This is a genomic window from Chryseobacterium sp. KLBC 52 (assembly GCF_003347605.1).
In the GTDB taxonomy this organism is placed as follows: Bacteria; Bacteroidota; Bacteroidia; order Flavobacteriales; family Weeksellaceae; genus Chryseobacterium.
In genome coordinates, this window is sequence record NZ_QDFZ01000007.1 from 42,561 (window position 1) to 58,787 (window position 16,227).

Genomic DNA, 16,227 nt, shown 5'->3' on the forward strand with positions numbered 1-16,227 from the left:
TTAAATTTGTGAAAATGAAAAAACAGCTACTTTTATTTGCCTTTTCTGCCCTGGCACTTACTTCTTGTAAAGATGACAATCTTGAAGCTTATGATATGGATATCATGAAAGGAGATTGGAAGGAAGTTAAAAGGGAAGTAATTTCCGGAAAAGATAATAAAACAGTGCTTTATACTGAAACTTTAACAGGATGTGCAGCTAAAAATACTCTTTTCTTAAGAACGGATTATTATGTAAGCTATACAGCGTATACGGGAGAGGGTGCCAACTGTACTCCATCTCCGAAAACCGAAGGAAGATACACCTACGATGCTGATTCAAAAGTGATTGGAATTAAACTTGGCGACGAAGGATCTGTAAATTACAGAATTGATATGTTAACGGCCAAAGATCTTAAACTTGCCCAGCAATCAGGGATCTTTGATATGGATGGAGATAAAATTCCGGATATCCCTTACGTTACCTACAAAAGATAAATCATAAACTCCCGCTAATCGGGAGTTTTTTATTACTTTTATATCTAATTTAAAACTGAATATAATGAAGAAGATTCTATCAGCATTTCTATTGCTGTACTTTGCTATTGCCTTTTCTCAGGAAAAAAAACCGATGTTCTGGCAGGACATCCAGGAGTTTAAAAAGCTGGATCAGCAAAATCCGCCTCAAAAGGACGCTATTTTATTTATCGGAAGTTCCTCATTCACCAAATGGACGGATGTAGCGGATTATTTTCCCGGCAAAACAATCATCAACAGAGGTTTCGGGGGATCAAGACTTACAGACCTTAATGATTTTGCAAATGATCTCTTAGCACCTTACCAACCCAAACAGATCATTATTTACTGTGGCGAAAATGATTTTGCAGATAATCATAAGCTAAAAGCAAAAGTAGTCGTTGACCGATTCAAAGCTTTCTACAAAAAAATACGTGAGCGATTCCCTGATATTGAGGTAGACTATATCTCCATCAAATATTCGCCGAGCAGAGAAGTGATCTGGCCACAGATGAAAATTGCCAATAAAAAGATTGCTGCTTTTATGAAAAAAGAACCAAACGCAGAATTTATTGATGTTACCAAGGCAATGGAAGATGCTAATGGAAATGTAAGAAAAGATTTTTTTGTGGAAGATATGCTTCATTTTAAACCGGAGGGATATAGAATCTGGACAAAGATTATCACTCCTTACCTGAAATAAACTACAACCCATGATAAAAAAACCAATAACCATTTTATTCTTTGTTCTACTGTATTCTCTTTCATTTTCTCAGGAGAAGCCGAATGAAAAAACAATTCTACAGGAACTTTCAGAAAACGCCTGTAAATGCGCTGATTCTATTGCTTTAGGTAACAGAAAGAAGGAAGATATCATCAAAGATGTTCATGCATGCATTGATAAATACACAGGAGCACTTCAGATCTCAAATCTTTTGAAAGGAGCTGAAAAACAAACTGAAAATGCACCTAAAGTAAACGGAAAAAAACAGATTAACCTGACATTTGACACCAATAAAAATTCAAAACAGTATAAAGACAGCTATAATGAACTTGAGCGCTACCTGATGCAAAACTGCGAAAGTGTAAAGAGAGCTACTACAACTATTGAAACAGATTATGACAAGTTCTCAAAAAATAATATAGCCATTGACTTTTATACAAAAGCCACTAAAGCAGGGAAACGAGAAGATTGGAAAGAAGCCATTCAGAATTACGAACAGGCTGTAAAGATTGATCCAAAATTTATTTATGCATGGGATAATCTGGGAATTACTTATAGAAGGATCGGAGAATATGATAAAGCTCTTTATGCCTACAAACAGTCATTAGCTGTTGATCCAAAGGGTAAAATGCCTTTACAGAATATAGCAATAGCTTATATTTATAAAAAAGAATATCAGAAAGCTATAGATGCCTATAATGATTTTGACAAAGTATATGCCAATGATCCCGAGGTTTATTATGGGATAGGACAAATCTACTTCGCTCATTTAAAAAATAATGAAAAAGGACTTGATTATATCTGCAAAGCTTATAGAATTTATACTCAGCAGAAATCCCCTTACCGTTCTGATGCAGAAGCTGTAATAGGGAGTATCTACAAGGGTATGAAAGAGGAAGGCAAAATGGATAAATTCAAGGAAATTTTAAAGAACAATAACATTCAATTTGATTAAAAAATAAAAACGATTCCCATACCAGGAATCGTTTTTTTATTTTATTTCTTTCTTTTCGACTTCGAAATTGCTTTCTGCTGAGCTCTGTTGGCTCCAAACTTCTTAGGTGCTTTTCTTTTGGAAGGTCCACCCCAGTTTTCTTTGGTATTTTTAGCCTTTTTCTCATGGAATGCTCCACCTCCTTCATTCAGTTTTACCTGTACAGGATTTTTCATCACAACCTGATCTTCTTCGGCAGCGATTTTCTTAGGATTGATCTTAACGCCTTCAGGGAATTCATTAAATTTCAATTCTTTGTCCATCAACAGCTCGATATCAAGCAGCAAAGGTTCTTCTTTTTTCGTTACGAAAACCAAAGCTTTCCCTTCTTTATCTGCTCTACCCGTTCTACCGATTCTATGGATATACTGCTCAGGAATATCAGGGGTTTCAAAATTGATGACATGCGTAATGTTTGAAATATCAAGACCTCTTGCCATTACGTCTGTCGTAATCAAACCTCTGATCTCTTCATTCTCAAACCTTTTCATCGCTTTTAGTCTGTAATTCTGCGATTTATTGGAGTGAATCACATCAAACTGTTCAGGGAAAAGTTCATCGATTTTAGTAAAGAGCAGGTCGGCATGCCTTTTATTATTGTTAAAGATCAATACTTTGGACATATCAGCATCACTTTTCAGCAAATGTTCAAGTAAATTGATTTTAGTATTAAAGTTTTCGACCTTGTACCCAGTCTGTTCAATTTTTTCAAGCGGAGTTCCTGATTTTGCCAATGAAATTTCTACCGGACTTGCAAAATATTCATCCAGCATATCATCTACCGCTTCTGTCATCGTCGCTGAGAAAAGAATATTTTGTCTTTTCTCTTTCATCATTTCAAAAATATGAGTAAGCTGCGGTCTGAAACCAAGGTTAAGCATCTCATCAAACTCGTCAATGATCAGCTTCTGAACTTCCTTCAGAGAGATTGCGTTGTCTATGGAAAGGTCCATCACTCTTCCCGGTGTTCCTACCAGAATATCACAACCATCATTGAACAATAGTTTTTGAGTATTGATATTTTTTCCACCATAAATTCCGATTACTCTTGCGGTAATATTTTCCGTCAGTTTTTCAAGGATTTCAGTCACCTGTACCACCAATTCTCTTGTAGGAACAAGCACCAAAACAGTTGGATTTCCTGTCTTGCTGTATTTCCATGTTTTCAGAACGGGTAAAAGATAAGCCAATGTTTTTCCGGTTCCGGTCTGTGCAATTCCCATTACATCTCTTCCCGAAAGAATAGGTTTCAAGCTCTTCTCCTGAATAGGAGTAGGTTCAAATAATTCCAGATCCGCTAAAACATCAAGAATTTTAACCGGAAGGTCAAAATCCGCAAAAGTGAGTTTTTCCATTTTGCAAAGATAGGTATTTAATTACAAGTTGAAAATTTGAGGTGGCAGATATTAGGCTGCAGGTTGCAGAGAGTAGCTATCTGATTATAGGGAATCACTACCAAATACACTGATCTTTCTGGCAACAAAGAACAGCCAGCAACAAATTAATCACTCATTCATCTTTACACTATTGACTTTGATTTTAATATCATCATCTTCCCATTTACTGGAGGTAACGATAACATATCCTTTCTTTTTAGGATCTTTTTTGATGGGGAACTGATCTTCTTCCCACTGATTACAATGGGTTGAAATAGAAGGCAATAATGGCTTCCAGCCCGTTTTACTTAAAGTATACACATAAAAAGGATGCCAGCAGCTGGTACACCAGTTGGGATAAAATCCGATCTCCTCTTTACCGTCATCATTAAGATCTCCCAAATTATACAAACTTCCCTGATTGGCAGGAGAAATTGTTATGGGTTTTATATTTTTATCACTGAAATAAATGGTTGTTTCACACTTTCCTTCACATTCGTCACCACAGTCGCTGACTTTTGTATAGGCGTATTCTTTTGTTCCATTTCCGTCAAAATCTCCCTGAAGCTTCTCTTCGTTTGCTTGTTGAGCCATAGAATGTGAACTGAATAAGGTGATTGCGGTTATAATAAGTGTTTTCATTGTTGGTTTGTGGTTATGAGTTGCGGATTCGGGGTACGAGTTACAGGGTACGAGTTTCGAGATGCGAGATGCGAAGTTTAGGGTTTCGAGTTTTTGAATTTTTCGGGTTTATTTTCTGGTTACTCTTAGTAGGAGGATTATGACTAAAAGGATTGAAAAGATAAAGCCCAGAACTGCTACCAAAGATAGTTCTCCGATTCTTGGTCCGGATTCGGAAGAAAAAACAATGGCTGTAGCAATGATATTTGCTCCTAAAACCATAGCCAGAATCAGATTGATGACACTGGATTTGATCAGTTGGTTGGTCTTATCAATATTTTTGATTTCGCTGGAAACCGTAAATTTATTTTCATCCAGCTTTTGGAGAACGGAACGGAGTTCTTTCGGAATTTCATCGACATTATCCGTAAAGTTCATCATGCGGTCCATTCCTGTTTTTAAAAGATTTTTAGGACTGATTTTCTTGGTGAAAATCTTTTTGGTGTAAGGATGAAGACTTTTAACGATATCAAGATCAGGATTAATACTCCTTCCCACTCCTTCTATCAGGCTTATTCCTTTGAACAGAAGATAGAAATAATCCGGCATATAAAGCCTGTTGTCCTTCAAAATATCTTTCATCTTATTGATAATCACCTGTACATTGATATCCTGTAATGATGAGCTGTGTACAAAGTTCAGGATTTCTTCCACATCATTTTCAAACCTTCTTTCATCCGGAATTTCATAGCTTATGGCCATTTTTTTAAGGGAACGGACTATTTTATGAGCATTTTTGGCGACAAAACTTACGATAAGATTTTCAAGAATTTCTTTATCATTGGGCTGAATTTTACCTACTGCCCCAAAATCAATGAAAACAATTTTACCGTCTTTTCTCACTAAAATATTTCCGGCGTGAGGATCAGCATGGAAAAATCCGTAGTCTAAAATCTGCGATACAAAAAGCCTCAATCCTGTTTCTGAAACTTTTACAGGATCAATATCATTGGCCAGCAGAACAGATTTGTCGGTTACTTTAATCCCATCGATAAATTCCATACAAAGAATATTGTTGTTGGAAAATTCTTCGTACACTTTAGGAACATAGGTTTCTTTATTGTTCTTAAAATTCAGTCGGAACTGCTGGATATTATTTTTTTCATTGATCAGAGAAACTTCTTCAAGTAAAGATCTTTCAAAGGTAGAAATCGCCTGCTTCAGATTCAGTTTTTCTCCTATTTCCGAATAGGCAGATATGAGCTTTTCAATATCTTTGATCAACAGTAAATCATCTTCAATGACTGACTGTACATCGGGTTTTCTCAATTTTAAAATTACAGGACTGCCATCCAGCAGAACAGCTTTGTAAACCTGTGCAATAGAAGCTGTAGCCAAAGGCTTTTTCTCGATTTCACTGAAATAATCTTTGACGGAAATATTAAACTCAGTTTCCAGCGCTTCTTCTACATCCATATCTACTGTATCCACTTTGTCCTGAAGTTTTTGCAACTCCTGGATCAATTCCGGCGGCAATAAGTCTTCCCTGTTACTGAATGTCTGCCCCAGTTTTACAAACGTAGGTCCCAGCTCTTCGAGAGCGAGTCTTATTCTTTCGTAAACGGTTCCTTTTGAAATGATTTCATCTGAATGACCAGAAGTTTCTTCCTGTTTATTTCCATTCATTCTGGCCAGAAGATCTTTGAACCCATATTTACTTAGTACGGAAATCAGTCTTGCGGATCTTTTCAGTTTTCTTTGAGGCTTATCAAACATAGTGTATCAATAGTAGGTGCAATTTACTCCAAAAATTGTTCCTTTATGAAAACAATTATGATAACAACGCTAACGAATAAAATTAAAAATAACAACACATAATCAGTATTTTAAAGAATAAAATACACCAATATCAATAAAAACGCATCATATATTGTAAAAATTAATATATTTACAACGTACAAATTAAAACAAATCAAAAGTATTAGAACATGAAAAATTTACGCAACAACAAACTATCAAGAGAGCAATTAAAAGGAATTGCAGGAAGCGGAATCATTATCGGAAACTGCTCAAACCAATGCTGCCCTACAGACGGAAGACCAAAATGTCCTGGACTGATCTGTCCTGCTGTAGTATGCCCTCAGTATATGTAAGATCAGATTTTATACAGAATTATACAGTACCCGAAGAAATATTCTTCGGGTATTTTTTTTGCCCTGAAAAATGCCTACGTACCTCAATTTCCGGCACATTATTTCCATCTGGAAGAACAAAAAAATTTATAAATATTTAAATACAACACTATGTTAAAAAAAATTATTTCAGCTGGTCTTATTGTATCAGCAGTTCTGTTTACAACACAAATAAAAGCGCAGGTAGCATCAGCTCATTCTATTGCCGAAGTAGCCACAAAAGAAATGAGTTATTTAGGACTTACAGAATCACAGGTTAGTAAAGTGACAGAGATCAATAAAATGACTGCAGATGCGCTTATTGCTCTTGATAATAAAGCTGGTGATAATAGCAGTTCCCAGAACAACAAAGTAATTGCTGACGAATTTGTTAGCATCATCGCTCAGCGTCATAAGGCAATGGAACAAATCCTTACTCCGGAGCAAATGGCAATCGTAAAACAAGACCGGGCAGAAAAGATTGCGCTTTTCAGAACATTGATTATGGTTCCTATTCTGGATCTGACTGAAAGACAAGTTGAGCAGGTATACGAGATCAACTTCAAAGGAGTACAGAAAGTTCAGAAAGATTTTGGAAAGCGTCTCAACAAGAAAAATGCGAGTCCTGAAGATGCTGACAGCAATAAGGCAAAAAAGGTTATCATCAGTGATTTTAAAGTCCTTGATAAAGATTTTAAAAAGATACTGAGTCCTGAGCAATATGAGGTTTATAAAAACAATCAGGATTTAATCAGAGAATCCGCTAAGAAAGAATAGTTCGGTCTGGTTGGAAAAAAAATATCAGCGGCAGCTCCAATGGAGCTGCCGCTGATATTTTTTATTTAAGGTACGTTTCGTAAAGGTCTTTTCTGCGGTCTTTCATGACCTGAACAGAACCGTTGTGATGGAGATCTTTCAAGAGGTTAAGATCGACATCTACAATCAGGGTCATTTCTGTATTAGGAGTAGCCTCCCCTTTCACGGCATTAGATGGGAAAGCAAAATCGGAAGGAGTAAATACGGCAGCCTGTCCGAACTGAATATCCATATTGTTTACCTTCGGAAGGTTTCCTACACAACCGGCAATGGCCACATAACATTCATTTTCTATGGCTCTTGCAGCAGCACAGTGACGTACTCTCATATAGGCATTCTGAGTGTCTGTCAGATACGGTACAAACAGGATTTTCATTCCCTGATCAGCCAGAATTCTTGGGAGTTCCGGGAATTCTACGTCGTAGCAGATGACAAGTCCTATTTTCCCACAGTCGGTATCAAAGACTTTGATTTCATTTCCGCCTTTCATTCCGTAGTACCTTTTTTCGTTCGGAGTAATGTGAATTTTTCTGTATTCATCCATACGTCCGTCACGATGAAGAAGGTAACTTACATTGTACAAATCATTATTATCACTATCAAAAACAGGCATACTTCCGGAAATAATATTCACGTTGTAACTGATCGCCAGTTCTGAGATTTTATTTTTGATCTGCTCGGTAAGCTTAGCCAGTTCTATCATACTGTCTCTTTCGGAAAGATTATTGAAAGGAGCCAGCAAAGGCGTGTTGAAGAGTTCCGGGAACAGGACAAAATCAGACTTATAATCTCCCATCACATTGACAAAGAATTCTACCTGCTCATAAAACGCCTCAATATCTTTAAAGGTTCTCATTTGCCATTGTACCAATCCAAGACGAATAATGCTGTCCTGCATCGTATTTGGTTTTCTGCTGTAGTAAATGTTATTCCACTGTAGAAGAACTGCATTCTCTCTGGAAGCTTCATCCTCCGGAAGATATTTTTTCAGGATTCTTATCGGAAGAAAATTATTGGAAAGCTGGAAAGATAATACAGGATCATAGATTTCCTTATCTCTTACTTTTCGGATATATTCTCTTGGAGAAAATTCATGGCTGTATTTGTGATAATTCGGGATTCTGCCACCCAGAACAATAGATTTCAGGTTTAATAATTCACAAAGCTCTTTTCGGGCATCATAAAGCCTTCTTCCCAAACGCAGTTCACGGAACTCCGGATCGACAAAAACTTCAATTCCGTAGAGAACATTCCCCGTTGAAGTGTGGGTATTGAATGTGTAATTTCCCGTAATATCGCTGTAGGTATGATCATCTCCAAATTCTTCGTAATTAACGATAATGGAAAGTGCTACAGCAGCCAGTTTTCCGTCAACGGTGATACAGATCTGTCCGTTCGGAAATATTTTTGTGAGTTTATCAATACTTTTTTTGGACCAGATAGATTCCGACATCTGCGGGTAGGCCCTTTTCATCGTTTCCGCCAGCTCATTATAATCCTGAAGGGTCAGGTTTCTTGTTTCTATTTGCATTTGATGTAATTTTACTTAAATTTAGTGAAAATATTTTACTTTAATCCTTATAGAAAAGTACTTCCCAACTATTTATACAAAATTTAACAGTGGATATCTCTGAGATTTTACAAGCAGCAGTTTACTCAAATAATTACTGGAAACATTCTGATTTTGGCTTTGTAATGGAAACCCTTAAACCCCATTATAATATTAGTATGGAAATGGATACAGAAAAAGTTGTTGTTCTGCTGTTGGGAGATAAAACCATCGGATATATCTGTTTGAATTATCCTCTGATTTTTATAGAAAGTCAATATGCGTTACAAATAAAAAATATTTTGCATGCATTTTATGATATAGAATACATTCTTGTCGATAAGCTATCTAATCCATACCTTTCTGTAGATCCTGATTTTTATAATGCTTATTTTGATTTTATGGAAAGCCTGAATGCTTTTTCTGCTGAAGATTTTTATTTTTACAATGTCAATTAAAAATCATTCTTGTCCGATTACATTAAAGCGTAATTAACAGGTCGCTCCTCCGGAGCTTTATTTTTATGGGAACTTCTTTTTTTCTATTAACAGCAGATCCCTACGGGATCAAATCAAGCTCCACTAGGAGCTAACTGTTAATAGAACATATTTGTTTTAAAATTATAGCTCCGGAGGAGCGACCTGTTAATTCATGATGTAAAAATTGATATTTTCAATGTATTTATACTTTTTATCGGACAATAAGGATTAATTAAATTTTTTATTAGCTAATGATAATGAAACCATACGCAGTAACTTTACTTATAAGCACCTTACTTATTTTGATTTTAAGAATCTTTTATCCTTACTCAATCATTAATCTTTCACATAATTTCAACTTATTTTCGGCATCTGAACTCAATGCCGAGGAAGTGAAAACTTTTATTTATGTACATGTAGCAGGATCAATATTTTTAAACTATCTTATTTTCCATAAGCATATACTCTTCAAACTGATATATTGCTTATTAATTGCTTTAAATATTTTATTGATCATGTCTTCATTGAAACAGTTTTAACAAAAAAATCCCACCCAAAAACGGGCAGGATTTATATTTTAAATTCAAGTCAAAAATTATTCCCACTCAATGGTTGCAGGTGGTTTGCTTGAAATATCGTAAGCTACTCTGTTGATTCCTCTTACTTCGTTGATGATTCTGCTGGAAACGGTATCCAGGAACTCGTAAGGAAGTCTGCTCCATGTTGCTGTCATAAAGTCGATGGTGTTGGCAGAACGTACTACAGCAGTATATTCATAAGTTCTTTCATCACCCATTACTCCTACAGATTTTACAGGAAGAAGTACTACAAATGCCTGAGATACTTTTTCGTAAAGGTCATTTTTATATAATTCTTCGATGAAGATATCATCAGCTTCCTGAAGGATTCTTACTTTCTCAGCATCTACCGCTCCCAATACTCTGATTCCTAATCCAGGACCTGGGAAAGGGTGTCTGTATACCAGGTGATGAGGAATACCCAATTCTTCTCCTACTCTTCTTACTTCGTCTTTGAAAAGCTCTCTTAATGGCTCTAATAATTCGAATTCCATATCTTCAGGAAGCCCTCCAACATTGTGGTGAGACTTGATTACAGCAGATGGTCCGTTGACAGACTGGCTTTCGATAACGTCAGGATAAATGGTTCCCTGAGCTAAGAATTTAGCCCCTTCAATTTTGTGAGATTCTTCGTCAAAAACATGGATGAATTCGTTTCCAATGATTTTTCTCTTTGCTTCAGGATCGTCTACTCCCGCTAGTTTTGAAAGGAATCTTTCTTTAGCATCTACCATTTTAATGTTCATATGGAAATGCTCTCCATACTGATCCATTACTTTTTTGCCTTCATCCTTTCTCAATAATCCCGTATCTACGAAGATACAAGTTAACTGATCACCGATGGCTTTGTGGATCAAAACAGCGGCTACAGAAGAGTCTACACCTCCTGAAAGTCCAAGGATTACTTTGTTGTCTCCAACTTTCTCACGGATCTCCTCAACTGTTTTTTCGATATAGTTAGTCAGTTTCCAGTTTTTTTCTGAGTTACAGATGCTGAAAACGAAATTTTCAAGCATCTTCCCACCTTCTTCTGTATGAGAAACTTCCGGGTGGAACTGAACGCAGAAGATTTTTTTATCTTCATTAGCGATAGAAGCAATGACTCCTGATTTTGCATTTAATTCAAAACCTGCAGGCAATTCTCCTACTTCGTCAAAGTGACTCATCCAAACCACAGAGTTCTGAGTCACTCCTTTTAATAAAGAACTTTCTTTAACGATCTCTAAGTTGGCTTTACCGTATTCTCCTTTTTCTCCTTTGTTTACTTTACCTCCTAAAAGGTGAGCAGTCATCTGCATTCCGTAGCAGATTCCCAATACAGGAACTCCTTGCTCGTATAATTCTTTTTCAACCAGGTGAGCATTTTCTGCATTTACAGAACTTGGTCCACCGGAAAGGATGATTCCTTTTGGCTGCTTTGCTAAAATATCTTGTAATGGTGTATTGTAAGGCAAGATTTCAGAGTACACGCCCATCTCACGGATTCTTCTTCCGATAAGCTGGTTGTACTGGGATCCGAAATCTAAAATAATAATACCGTTGTTCATTTTTGATAATTGATAAATGATGATTGATAAATGATAGAGCTAATGGCCACTGGCTAATGGCTTCTGGCTTGGAAATAATTTCCCAATTCCATTTTCAGCAACTAATTTCTAACCTCTAGCGTCTAACTTCTAATTATTAACTGTTTTACAAAAAAAGACTTGGATTAGCTCCAAATCTTTTTTCGTGATTTTTATTAAAACTTTCCGATGTCTTCTCTGTAGAAGCCGTAATCGAAATGTACGTGACCTGCGTCTTCGTAAACTTTTTTGCGGGCATCTTCGTAAGTAGCTCCTGTAGCCACAATGTTCAGTACTCTACCTCCATTGGAAACTACTTTATCTCCTTTGCTGATTGCTCCTGCGTATAACAATTTACTGTGTTTCAATTTCTCTTCTCCGGTAATTTCGAAACCTATTTCGATGTTTCTCGGATAACCTCCTGAACACATTACCAGACAAACTGCTTTTTCGTCTTTAAACTTAAGCTCAATTTCTTTTCCTTCCATACAATCCTGAATCACATCCAGAAGATTGTTTTCCATCAATGCCATCAATACCTGAGTTTCAGGATCTCCGAATCTCATGTTGTATTCCAGAAGGTAAGCTCCGTTTTTCGTTACCATCAATCCGAAGAAGATGATTCCTTTAAATCCGAAACCTTCAGCTTTAAGACCTTTAACAGTAGGTTCCAAGATATTTCTCTCAAAATCTGCGTAGTGCTCCTGAGTAAATTCCGGGCTTGGTGCTACTGAACCCATACCTCCTGTATTAGGTCCTGTATCTCCGTTTCCAGCTTTTTTATAATCTTTAGCTGCTACACATGGGAATAATTTTTCCCCGTTAGAGAAAGCAATAATAGAAGCTTCAAAACCTTGTAAATATTCTTCAATAACTAAACGAATACCAGCATCACCATAGATTCTTCTGATCATGAAATCATGGATTGTAGCTTCAGCTTCTTCAAGGTTGTCACAGATAACAACACCTTTTCCGCCAGCTAAACCACTTGCCTTGATTACCAAAGGATACTGCTGTGTCTGCACATATTCTTTAGCTTCGTTATATGAATCAAATACTACAGCTTTAGCTGTTTTGATATCATAGGTCTGCATAAATTTCTTAGAGAAAGCTTTACTTCCTTCCAGGCTCGCTACTTTTTGAGTAGGCCCGAAAACCTTAAGATCATGCTTTTTAAATTCGTCCTTGATACCCGCTACAAGAGGAGCTTCAGGACCTACGATCGTAAGATCAATTTTTTCTTTAATAGCGAAATCTCTAAGTTCTTTGATTTCTGATAAATGAACATTTTTCCCTATTACATCGGTAGTAGCATTCCCGTTGGCAAAAAACATTTTAGAAATTCTTGAGTCATTCTGAAGCTTTGCCGCTAAAGCAGATTCTCTACCGCCTTCACCTATGATTAATATTCTCATACTTTATATTATTATCTAGTCTTATTTTACAAATATATAATTTTGAATGCTAAAAATACAATCCCTAATTATTTTTTAATTCTATTTTAATTAGTGGAAAAAGTGTCTGACACCTGTAAACATCATTGGAATATTGTGCTCGTTGGCAGCCTCAATACTATCCTGATCTTTTACACTTCCACCCGGCTGAATAATCGCCTTGATACCTTCCTGAGCGCAGAAATCTACCACATCACGGAAAGGGAAAAATGCATCTGAAGCCAGTACCAAATCTCCTGAGAATTTTTCTTTTGCCCTTTCGATAGCCTGCTGAGTTGCCCAGATTCTGTTTACCTGACCGCCTCCGATACCGAACGCCTGAATTCCGTTGGAAACTACGATGGCATTAGACTTCACATATTTTACGACTCTCTGAGAGAAAAGTAATGCTTTTTTCTGTTCTTCTGTAGGCTGTACTTCAGTTACCACTTTGATATCGTCTGAGAAGTGCAGGTCATTATCCTGAACAAGGATTCCTCCGTCTACTTTCACCCAGGTCTGTTTGTCTGAAACAGGGTTTACGATTTTGATGATTCTCAGGTTTTTCTTTTTTCTCAAAATTTCAAGGGCTTCTTCATCAAATTCAGGAGCCATTACAATTTCAAGGAAAGTTTTATTTAATTCTTCAGCTGTAGCTGCATCAATCTTATAGTTCATTGCAACAATTCCGCCAAAGATGGAAACCGGATCACATTCGAATGTTTTCTGGTATGTTTCCAATGCTGAAGTTCCGATTGCAACACCACAAGGTGTAGAGTGTTTTACCGCACAACAAGCCATTTCTTCTTTGAACTCAGTGACAACTTTCCAGCAAAGGTCCATATCACGAAGATTGTTGAAAGAAAGTTCTTTCCCTCCAAGCTGCTCGAAGTCTTTCATCGCTCCGTTCTCGAAAGTAGAAACGTAGTAAGCTGCTGTCTGGTGAGGGTTTTCTCCGTATCTTAAGTCAGCCACTTTTTTATAAGAAGCATTCAGATAAGTAGGATATTCTTCATCTAAAAGCATTCTTGAAATTGCAGCATCATACGCAGAGGTAAGGTTGAATACTTTTCCTGCAAGCTTTTTACGGGTTTCGATATATGTATCACCGTTTTGCTCCATTTCAATTTTCACTGCTGCATAATCTTCTACATCAGTGATTACCGTTACAGAATCAAAGTTTTTCGCTGCGGAACGAAGCATTGAAGGACCTCCGATATCGATAAACTCTACTTTTTCATGTAAAGAAATGTCTTTGTTTACATTTTCAAAGAAAGGGTAAAGGTTTACGATCACCATGTCAATCAGACCAATTCCGTGTTCCTGAACGGTTTTCATGTGCTCTTCGTTGTTACGAACAGCCAACAATCCACCGTGAACTTTCGGGTGTAGAGTTTTCACTCTTCCATCCAACATTTCAGGGAAATTGGTTACCTCATCAATCTGAATAGGATTTAAACCAGCGTCTTTCAAATGTTTGAACGTTCCTCCTGTAGAGATCAACTCATAATTCTGAGCTTCCAAAAACTGCGCGAATTCAATTAATCCACTTTTGTCAGAAACACTGATTAAAACTCTCTTTTTACTCATTTTACTTTCAATTTTTTACTTTTTACAGCTATTTCAAACTGTGTCCGGGTCTTTCACCTCCGAACTTACTTTTATTTTACTTAGATTATTTGCTAATGCAGCAATGTATCAGTCTAGCAATGTAACAATACCTTTAACATTGGTAAATTGGTACACTGGTACATTGGTTATATTTATTAATTTCCCAGGACCTTATTGATCGCTATCGGGAATATTTCATATTCAATCTGGTGAACTTTCTGAGCCAGCGTTTCAGGAGTATCCTCAGCGGTTACTTCGAAAGACTTCTGAAGAATAGCTTCTCCTTCATCAATCCCTGGTGTCACAAAATGTACAGTTGCCCCACTTTCTACTTCTTTGGCTTCAATAACTGCATTGTGAACGTTCATCCCCCACATTCCTTTTCCTCCGAATTTCGGAAGTAAAGCAGGATGAATATTGATTATTTTACCATTCCAGCTCTCGCAGAATTCAGATTTTAAGATGGATAAAAATCCTGCCAATACGATTAAATCTGTATTTTCAGGGATTACTTTAGCCAATTCACTGCTGAAATTCTTTCCTCTCGGAATCAGTATGTTTTCTATATTGTGATTCTTTGCTCTTTCCAATCCGAAACATTCTCTGTCTGCCACAACTAAAGTTACTTTTGCATTCTGGATTTCTCCGGAATCAATAGTATCAATGATTCTCTGCAAATTGGTTCCTGAACCGGATACGAGTACAACGATGTTCTTCATATTTCTAATTAGCCCCGATTGCAGCGGCATCCTTTTTTTGAAATGGCTTTGTAAAAAAGCACTGGCAAAAAAGATATAGCGGAAAGCGGGATTAAGCTTCTAAAACTTTAAATTAATTTTCTCTGCTCCTTCAGTGATTTCTCCGATTTCGTAAGCGTCATCTAAAAGGTGCAATACTTTTTCAGCATGTTCAGCATCTACAACGATTACCATTCCTACCCCCATGTTGAATGTTCCGTGCATTTCTTCACGTTTTACTCCCCCCCTTTTTTCAAGCTCAAGCATCACACTAGGAATTCTGATTTTTGTCTCGTCAATAGAAGCACAAAGTCCTTCAGGAATAATTCTTGGAACGTTTTCGTAAAGACCACCTCCTGTGATGTGAGCAATTCCTTCTACTTTTACTTCTTCCAATACTTTGTGAATATCTTTGTAGTATAGTCTTGTAGGAACTAAAAGCGTCTCATATAATGGTTTTCCTTCAAACTCTTCTTCAAAGTTCGGGAATACTTTTCTTACTAAAGAGAATCCGTTTGAGTGGAATCCAGAGCTTGGTAATGCAATAATTTTGTTCCCAGCTTTGATCTTAGAACCGTCAATGATCTGATCTTTTTCTACGATTCCTACACAGAATCCTGCAACATCATAATCTCCAGGCTGGTACATACCAGGCATTTCAGCAGTTTCACCACCAATCAGTGCACAGTTGTTATCCTTACAAGCAGCAACCATTCCTAAAACGATTTCTGCAGCGATTTCTGAATCAAGCTTTCCACAAGCCAGATAATCAAGAAAGAATAAAGGTTTTGCTCCGTGACAAAGAATATCGTTAGCACACATTGCGAAACAATCTACCCCAATAGAATCATATTTTTTAGTATCTAAAGCTACTTTCAGCTTTGTTCCTACTCCATCTGTTCCTGATACAAGAACCGGATTTTTGTATCCACCGATTTCATAGAAAGCACCAAAACTTCCCAAGTGGTTCAGTACATTGGAATTGTGGGTTTCTCCGACCGCTTTTTTGATCTTGTCAACCGTTTTGTATCCTTCTTCTTTGTCTACTCCTGCTGATTTGTAAGTGTTGCTCATGTTTA

General features: G+C 36.9%; 15 protein-coding genes. 6 read left to right on the plus strand and 9 right to left on the minus strand.

Annotated elements, in window-relative coordinates:
- Positions 1–14 precede the first annotated feature (14 nt).
- From DDF69_RS09080 to DDF69_RS09090, 3 genes are all read left to right on the plus strand, one after another.
- Entirely contained in the window at positions 15–476 is a 462-nt protein-coding gene (locus tag DDF69_RS09080; RefSeq protein ID WP_114820511.1) for a lipocalin family protein, read from the plus strand.
- 64 nt (positions 477–540) lie between these two features.
- The gene (locus DDF69_RS09085) at positions 541–1,197 is read left to right on the plus strand and encodes a GDSL-type esterase/lipase family protein (protein WP_114820512.1); all 657 of its coding nucleotides are present in this window, start codon (positions 541–543) and stop codon (positions 1,195–1,197) included.
- A 10-nt stretch (positions 1,198–1,207) separates the two neighbouring features.
- Entirely contained in the window at positions 1,208–2,173 is a 966-nt protein-coding gene (locus DDF69_RS09090) for a tetratricopeptide repeat protein (protein WP_114820513.1), read from the plus strand.
- Positions 2,174–2,214: 41 nt separating this feature from the next.
- On the opposite strand, the gene DDF69_RS09095 is transcribed toward DDF69_RS09090, so the two are convergent.
- From DDF69_RS09095 to DDF69_RS09105, 3 genes are all read right to left on the minus strand, one after another.
- Positions 2,215–3,567: a DEAD/DEAH box helicase gene (locus DDF69_RS09095; RefSeq protein ID WP_114820514.1), complete on the minus strand. Its 1,353-nt coding sequence runs from the start codon at positions 3,565–3,567 to the stop codon at positions 2,215–2,217.
- Positions 3,568–3,717: 150 nt separating this feature from the next.
- On the minus strand, positions 3,718–4,230 hold the full coding sequence (locus DDF69_RS09100; protein WP_228411954.1) for a hypothetical protein: 513 nt from the start codon (positions 4,228–4,230) through the stop codon (positions 3,718–3,720).
- Positions 4,231–4,338: 108 nt separating this feature from the next.
- On the minus strand, positions 4,339–5,985 hold the full coding sequence (locus DDF69_RS09105) for an ABC1 kinase family protein (RefSeq protein ID WP_114820516.1): 1,647 nt from the start codon (positions 5,983–5,985) through the stop codon (positions 4,339–4,341).
- 212 nt (positions 5,986–6,197) lie between these two features.
- Between DDF69_RS09105 and DDF69_RS22175 the strand changes: the two genes are divergently transcribed.
- Positions 6,198–6,362, plus strand: a complete 165-nt coding sequence (locus DDF69_RS22175; RefSeq protein ID WP_167497813.1) for a hypothetical protein — start codon at positions 6,198–6,200, stop codon at positions 6,360–6,362.
- Positions 6,363–6,512: 150 nt separating this feature from the next.
- A complete protein-coding gene (locus tag DDF69_RS09110) occupies positions 6,513–7,157 on the plus strand; it encodes a hypothetical protein (protein WP_114820517.1) in 645 nt (214 codons plus the stop codon).
- 61 nt (positions 7,158–7,218) lie between these two features.
- On the opposite strand, the gene DDF69_RS09115 is transcribed toward DDF69_RS09110, so the two are convergent.
- Entirely contained in the window at positions 7,219–8,727 is a 1,509-nt protein-coding gene (locus DDF69_RS09115) for a carbon-nitrogen hydrolase family protein (protein ID WP_114820518.1), read from the minus strand.
- Positions 8,728–8,930: 203 nt separating this feature from the next.
- On the opposite strand from DDF69_RS09115, the gene DDF69_RS09120 reads away from it, so the two are divergent.
- Positions 8,931–9,203, plus strand: coding sequence for a hypothetical protein (locus DDF69_RS09120; RefSeq protein WP_162800893.1), 273 nt, complete (start codon positions 8,931–8,933; stop codon positions 9,201–9,203).
- 616 nt (positions 9,204–9,819) lie between these two features.
- Here the strand turns inward: DDF69_RS09120 and guaA are convergent.
- The 5 genes from guaA to purM all read right to left on the minus strand — a co-directional run bounded on the left by guaA (position 9,820) and on the right by purM (position 16,222).
- A complete protein-coding gene (guaA, locus tag DDF69_RS09130; RefSeq protein ID WP_114820521.1) occupies positions 9,820–11,349 on the minus strand; it encodes a glutamine-hydrolyzing GMP synthase in 1,530 nt (509 codons plus the stop codon).
- A 194-nt stretch (positions 11,350–11,543) separates the two neighbouring features.
- On the minus strand, positions 11,544–12,782 hold the full coding sequence (gene purD / locus DDF69_RS09135) for a phosphoribosylamine--glycine ligase (protein WP_114820522.1): 1,239 nt from the start codon (positions 12,780–12,782) through the stop codon (positions 11,544–11,546).
- A gap of 90 nt (positions 12,783–12,872) precedes the next feature.
- Positions 12,873–14,390 (minus strand): bifunctional phosphoribosylaminoimidazolecarboxamide formyltransferase/IMP cyclohydrolase, encoded by a 1,518-nt coding sequence (gene purH / locus DDF69_RS09140; RefSeq protein ID WP_114820523.1) that lies wholly within the window; start codon positions 14,388–14,390, stop codon positions 12,873–12,875.
- 176 nt (positions 14,391–14,566) lie between these two features.
- The gene (gene purN / locus DDF69_RS09145; protein WP_114820661.1) at positions 14,567–15,130 is read right to left on the minus strand and encodes a phosphoribosylglycinamide formyltransferase; all 564 of its coding nucleotides are present in this window, start codon (positions 15,128–15,130) and stop codon (positions 14,567–14,569) included.
- Between the two features lie 99 nt (positions 15,131–15,229).
- Complete coding sequence (gene purM / locus DDF69_RS09150; RefSeq protein WP_079241169.1) at positions 15,230–16,222, minus strand: phosphoribosylformylglycinamidine cyclo-ligase; 993 nt, start codon at positions 16,220–16,222, stop codon at positions 15,230–15,232.
- Between the last annotated feature and the right edge of the window lie 5 nt (positions 16,223–16,227).

Coding starts and splice junctions, on each gene's coding strand:
- DDF69_RS09115 (WP_114820518.1), bottom strand. CDS start 8,727: ATGCAAATAGAAACAAGAAACCTGACCCTTCAGGATTATAATGAGCTG.
- purH (WP_114820523.1), bottom strand. CDS start 14,390: ATGAGTAAAAAGAGAGTTTTAATCAGTGTTTCTGACAAAAGTGGATTA.
- DDF69_RS09085 (WP_114820512.1), top strand. CDS start 541: ATGAAGAAGATTCTATCAGCATTTCTATTGCTGTACTTTGCTATTGCC.
- DDF69_RS09105 (WP_114820516.1), bottom strand. CDS start 5,985: ATGTTTGATAAGCCTCAAAGAAAACTGAAAAGATCCGCAAGACTGATT.
- purD (WP_114820522.1), bottom strand. CDS start 12,782: ATGAGAATATTAATCATAGGTGAAGGCGGTAGAGAATCTGCTTTAGCG.
- DDF69_RS09120 (WP_162800893.1), top strand. CDS start 8,931: ATGGATACAGAAAAAGTTGTTGTTCTGCTGTTGGGAGATAAAACCATC.
- DDF69_RS09090 (WP_114820513.1), top strand. CDS start 1,208: ATGATAAAAAAACCAATAACCATTTTATTCTTTGTTCTACTGTATTCT.
- DDF69_RS09080 (WP_114820511.1), top strand. CDS start 15: ATGAAAAAACAGCTACTTTTATTTGCCTTTTCTGCCCTGGCACTTACT.
- purN (WP_114820661.1), bottom strand. CDS start 15,130: ATGAAGAACATCGTTGTACTCGTATCCGGTTCAGGAACCAATTTGCAG.
- guaA (WP_114820521.1), bottom strand. CDS start 11,349: ATGAACAACGGTATTATTATTTTAGATTTCGGATCCCAGTACAACCAG.
- DDF69_RS22175 (WP_167497813.1), top strand. CDS start 6,198: ATGAAAAATTTACGCAACAACAAACTATCAAGAGAGCAATTAAAAGGA.
- DDF69_RS09100 (WP_228411954.1), bottom strand. CDS start 4,230: ATGAAAACACTTATTATAACCGCAATCACCTTATTCAGTTCACATTCT.
- DDF69_RS09110 (WP_114820517.1), top strand. CDS start 6,513: ATGTTAAAAAAAATTATTTCAGCTGGTCTTATTGTATCAGCAGTTCTG.
- purM (WP_079241169.1), bottom strand. CDS start 16,222: ATGAGCAACACTTACAAATCAGCAGGAGTAGACAAAGAAGAAGGATAC.
- DDF69_RS09095 (WP_114820514.1), bottom strand. CDS start 3,567: ATGGAAAAACTCACTTTTGCGGATTTTGACCTTCCGGTTAAAATTCTT.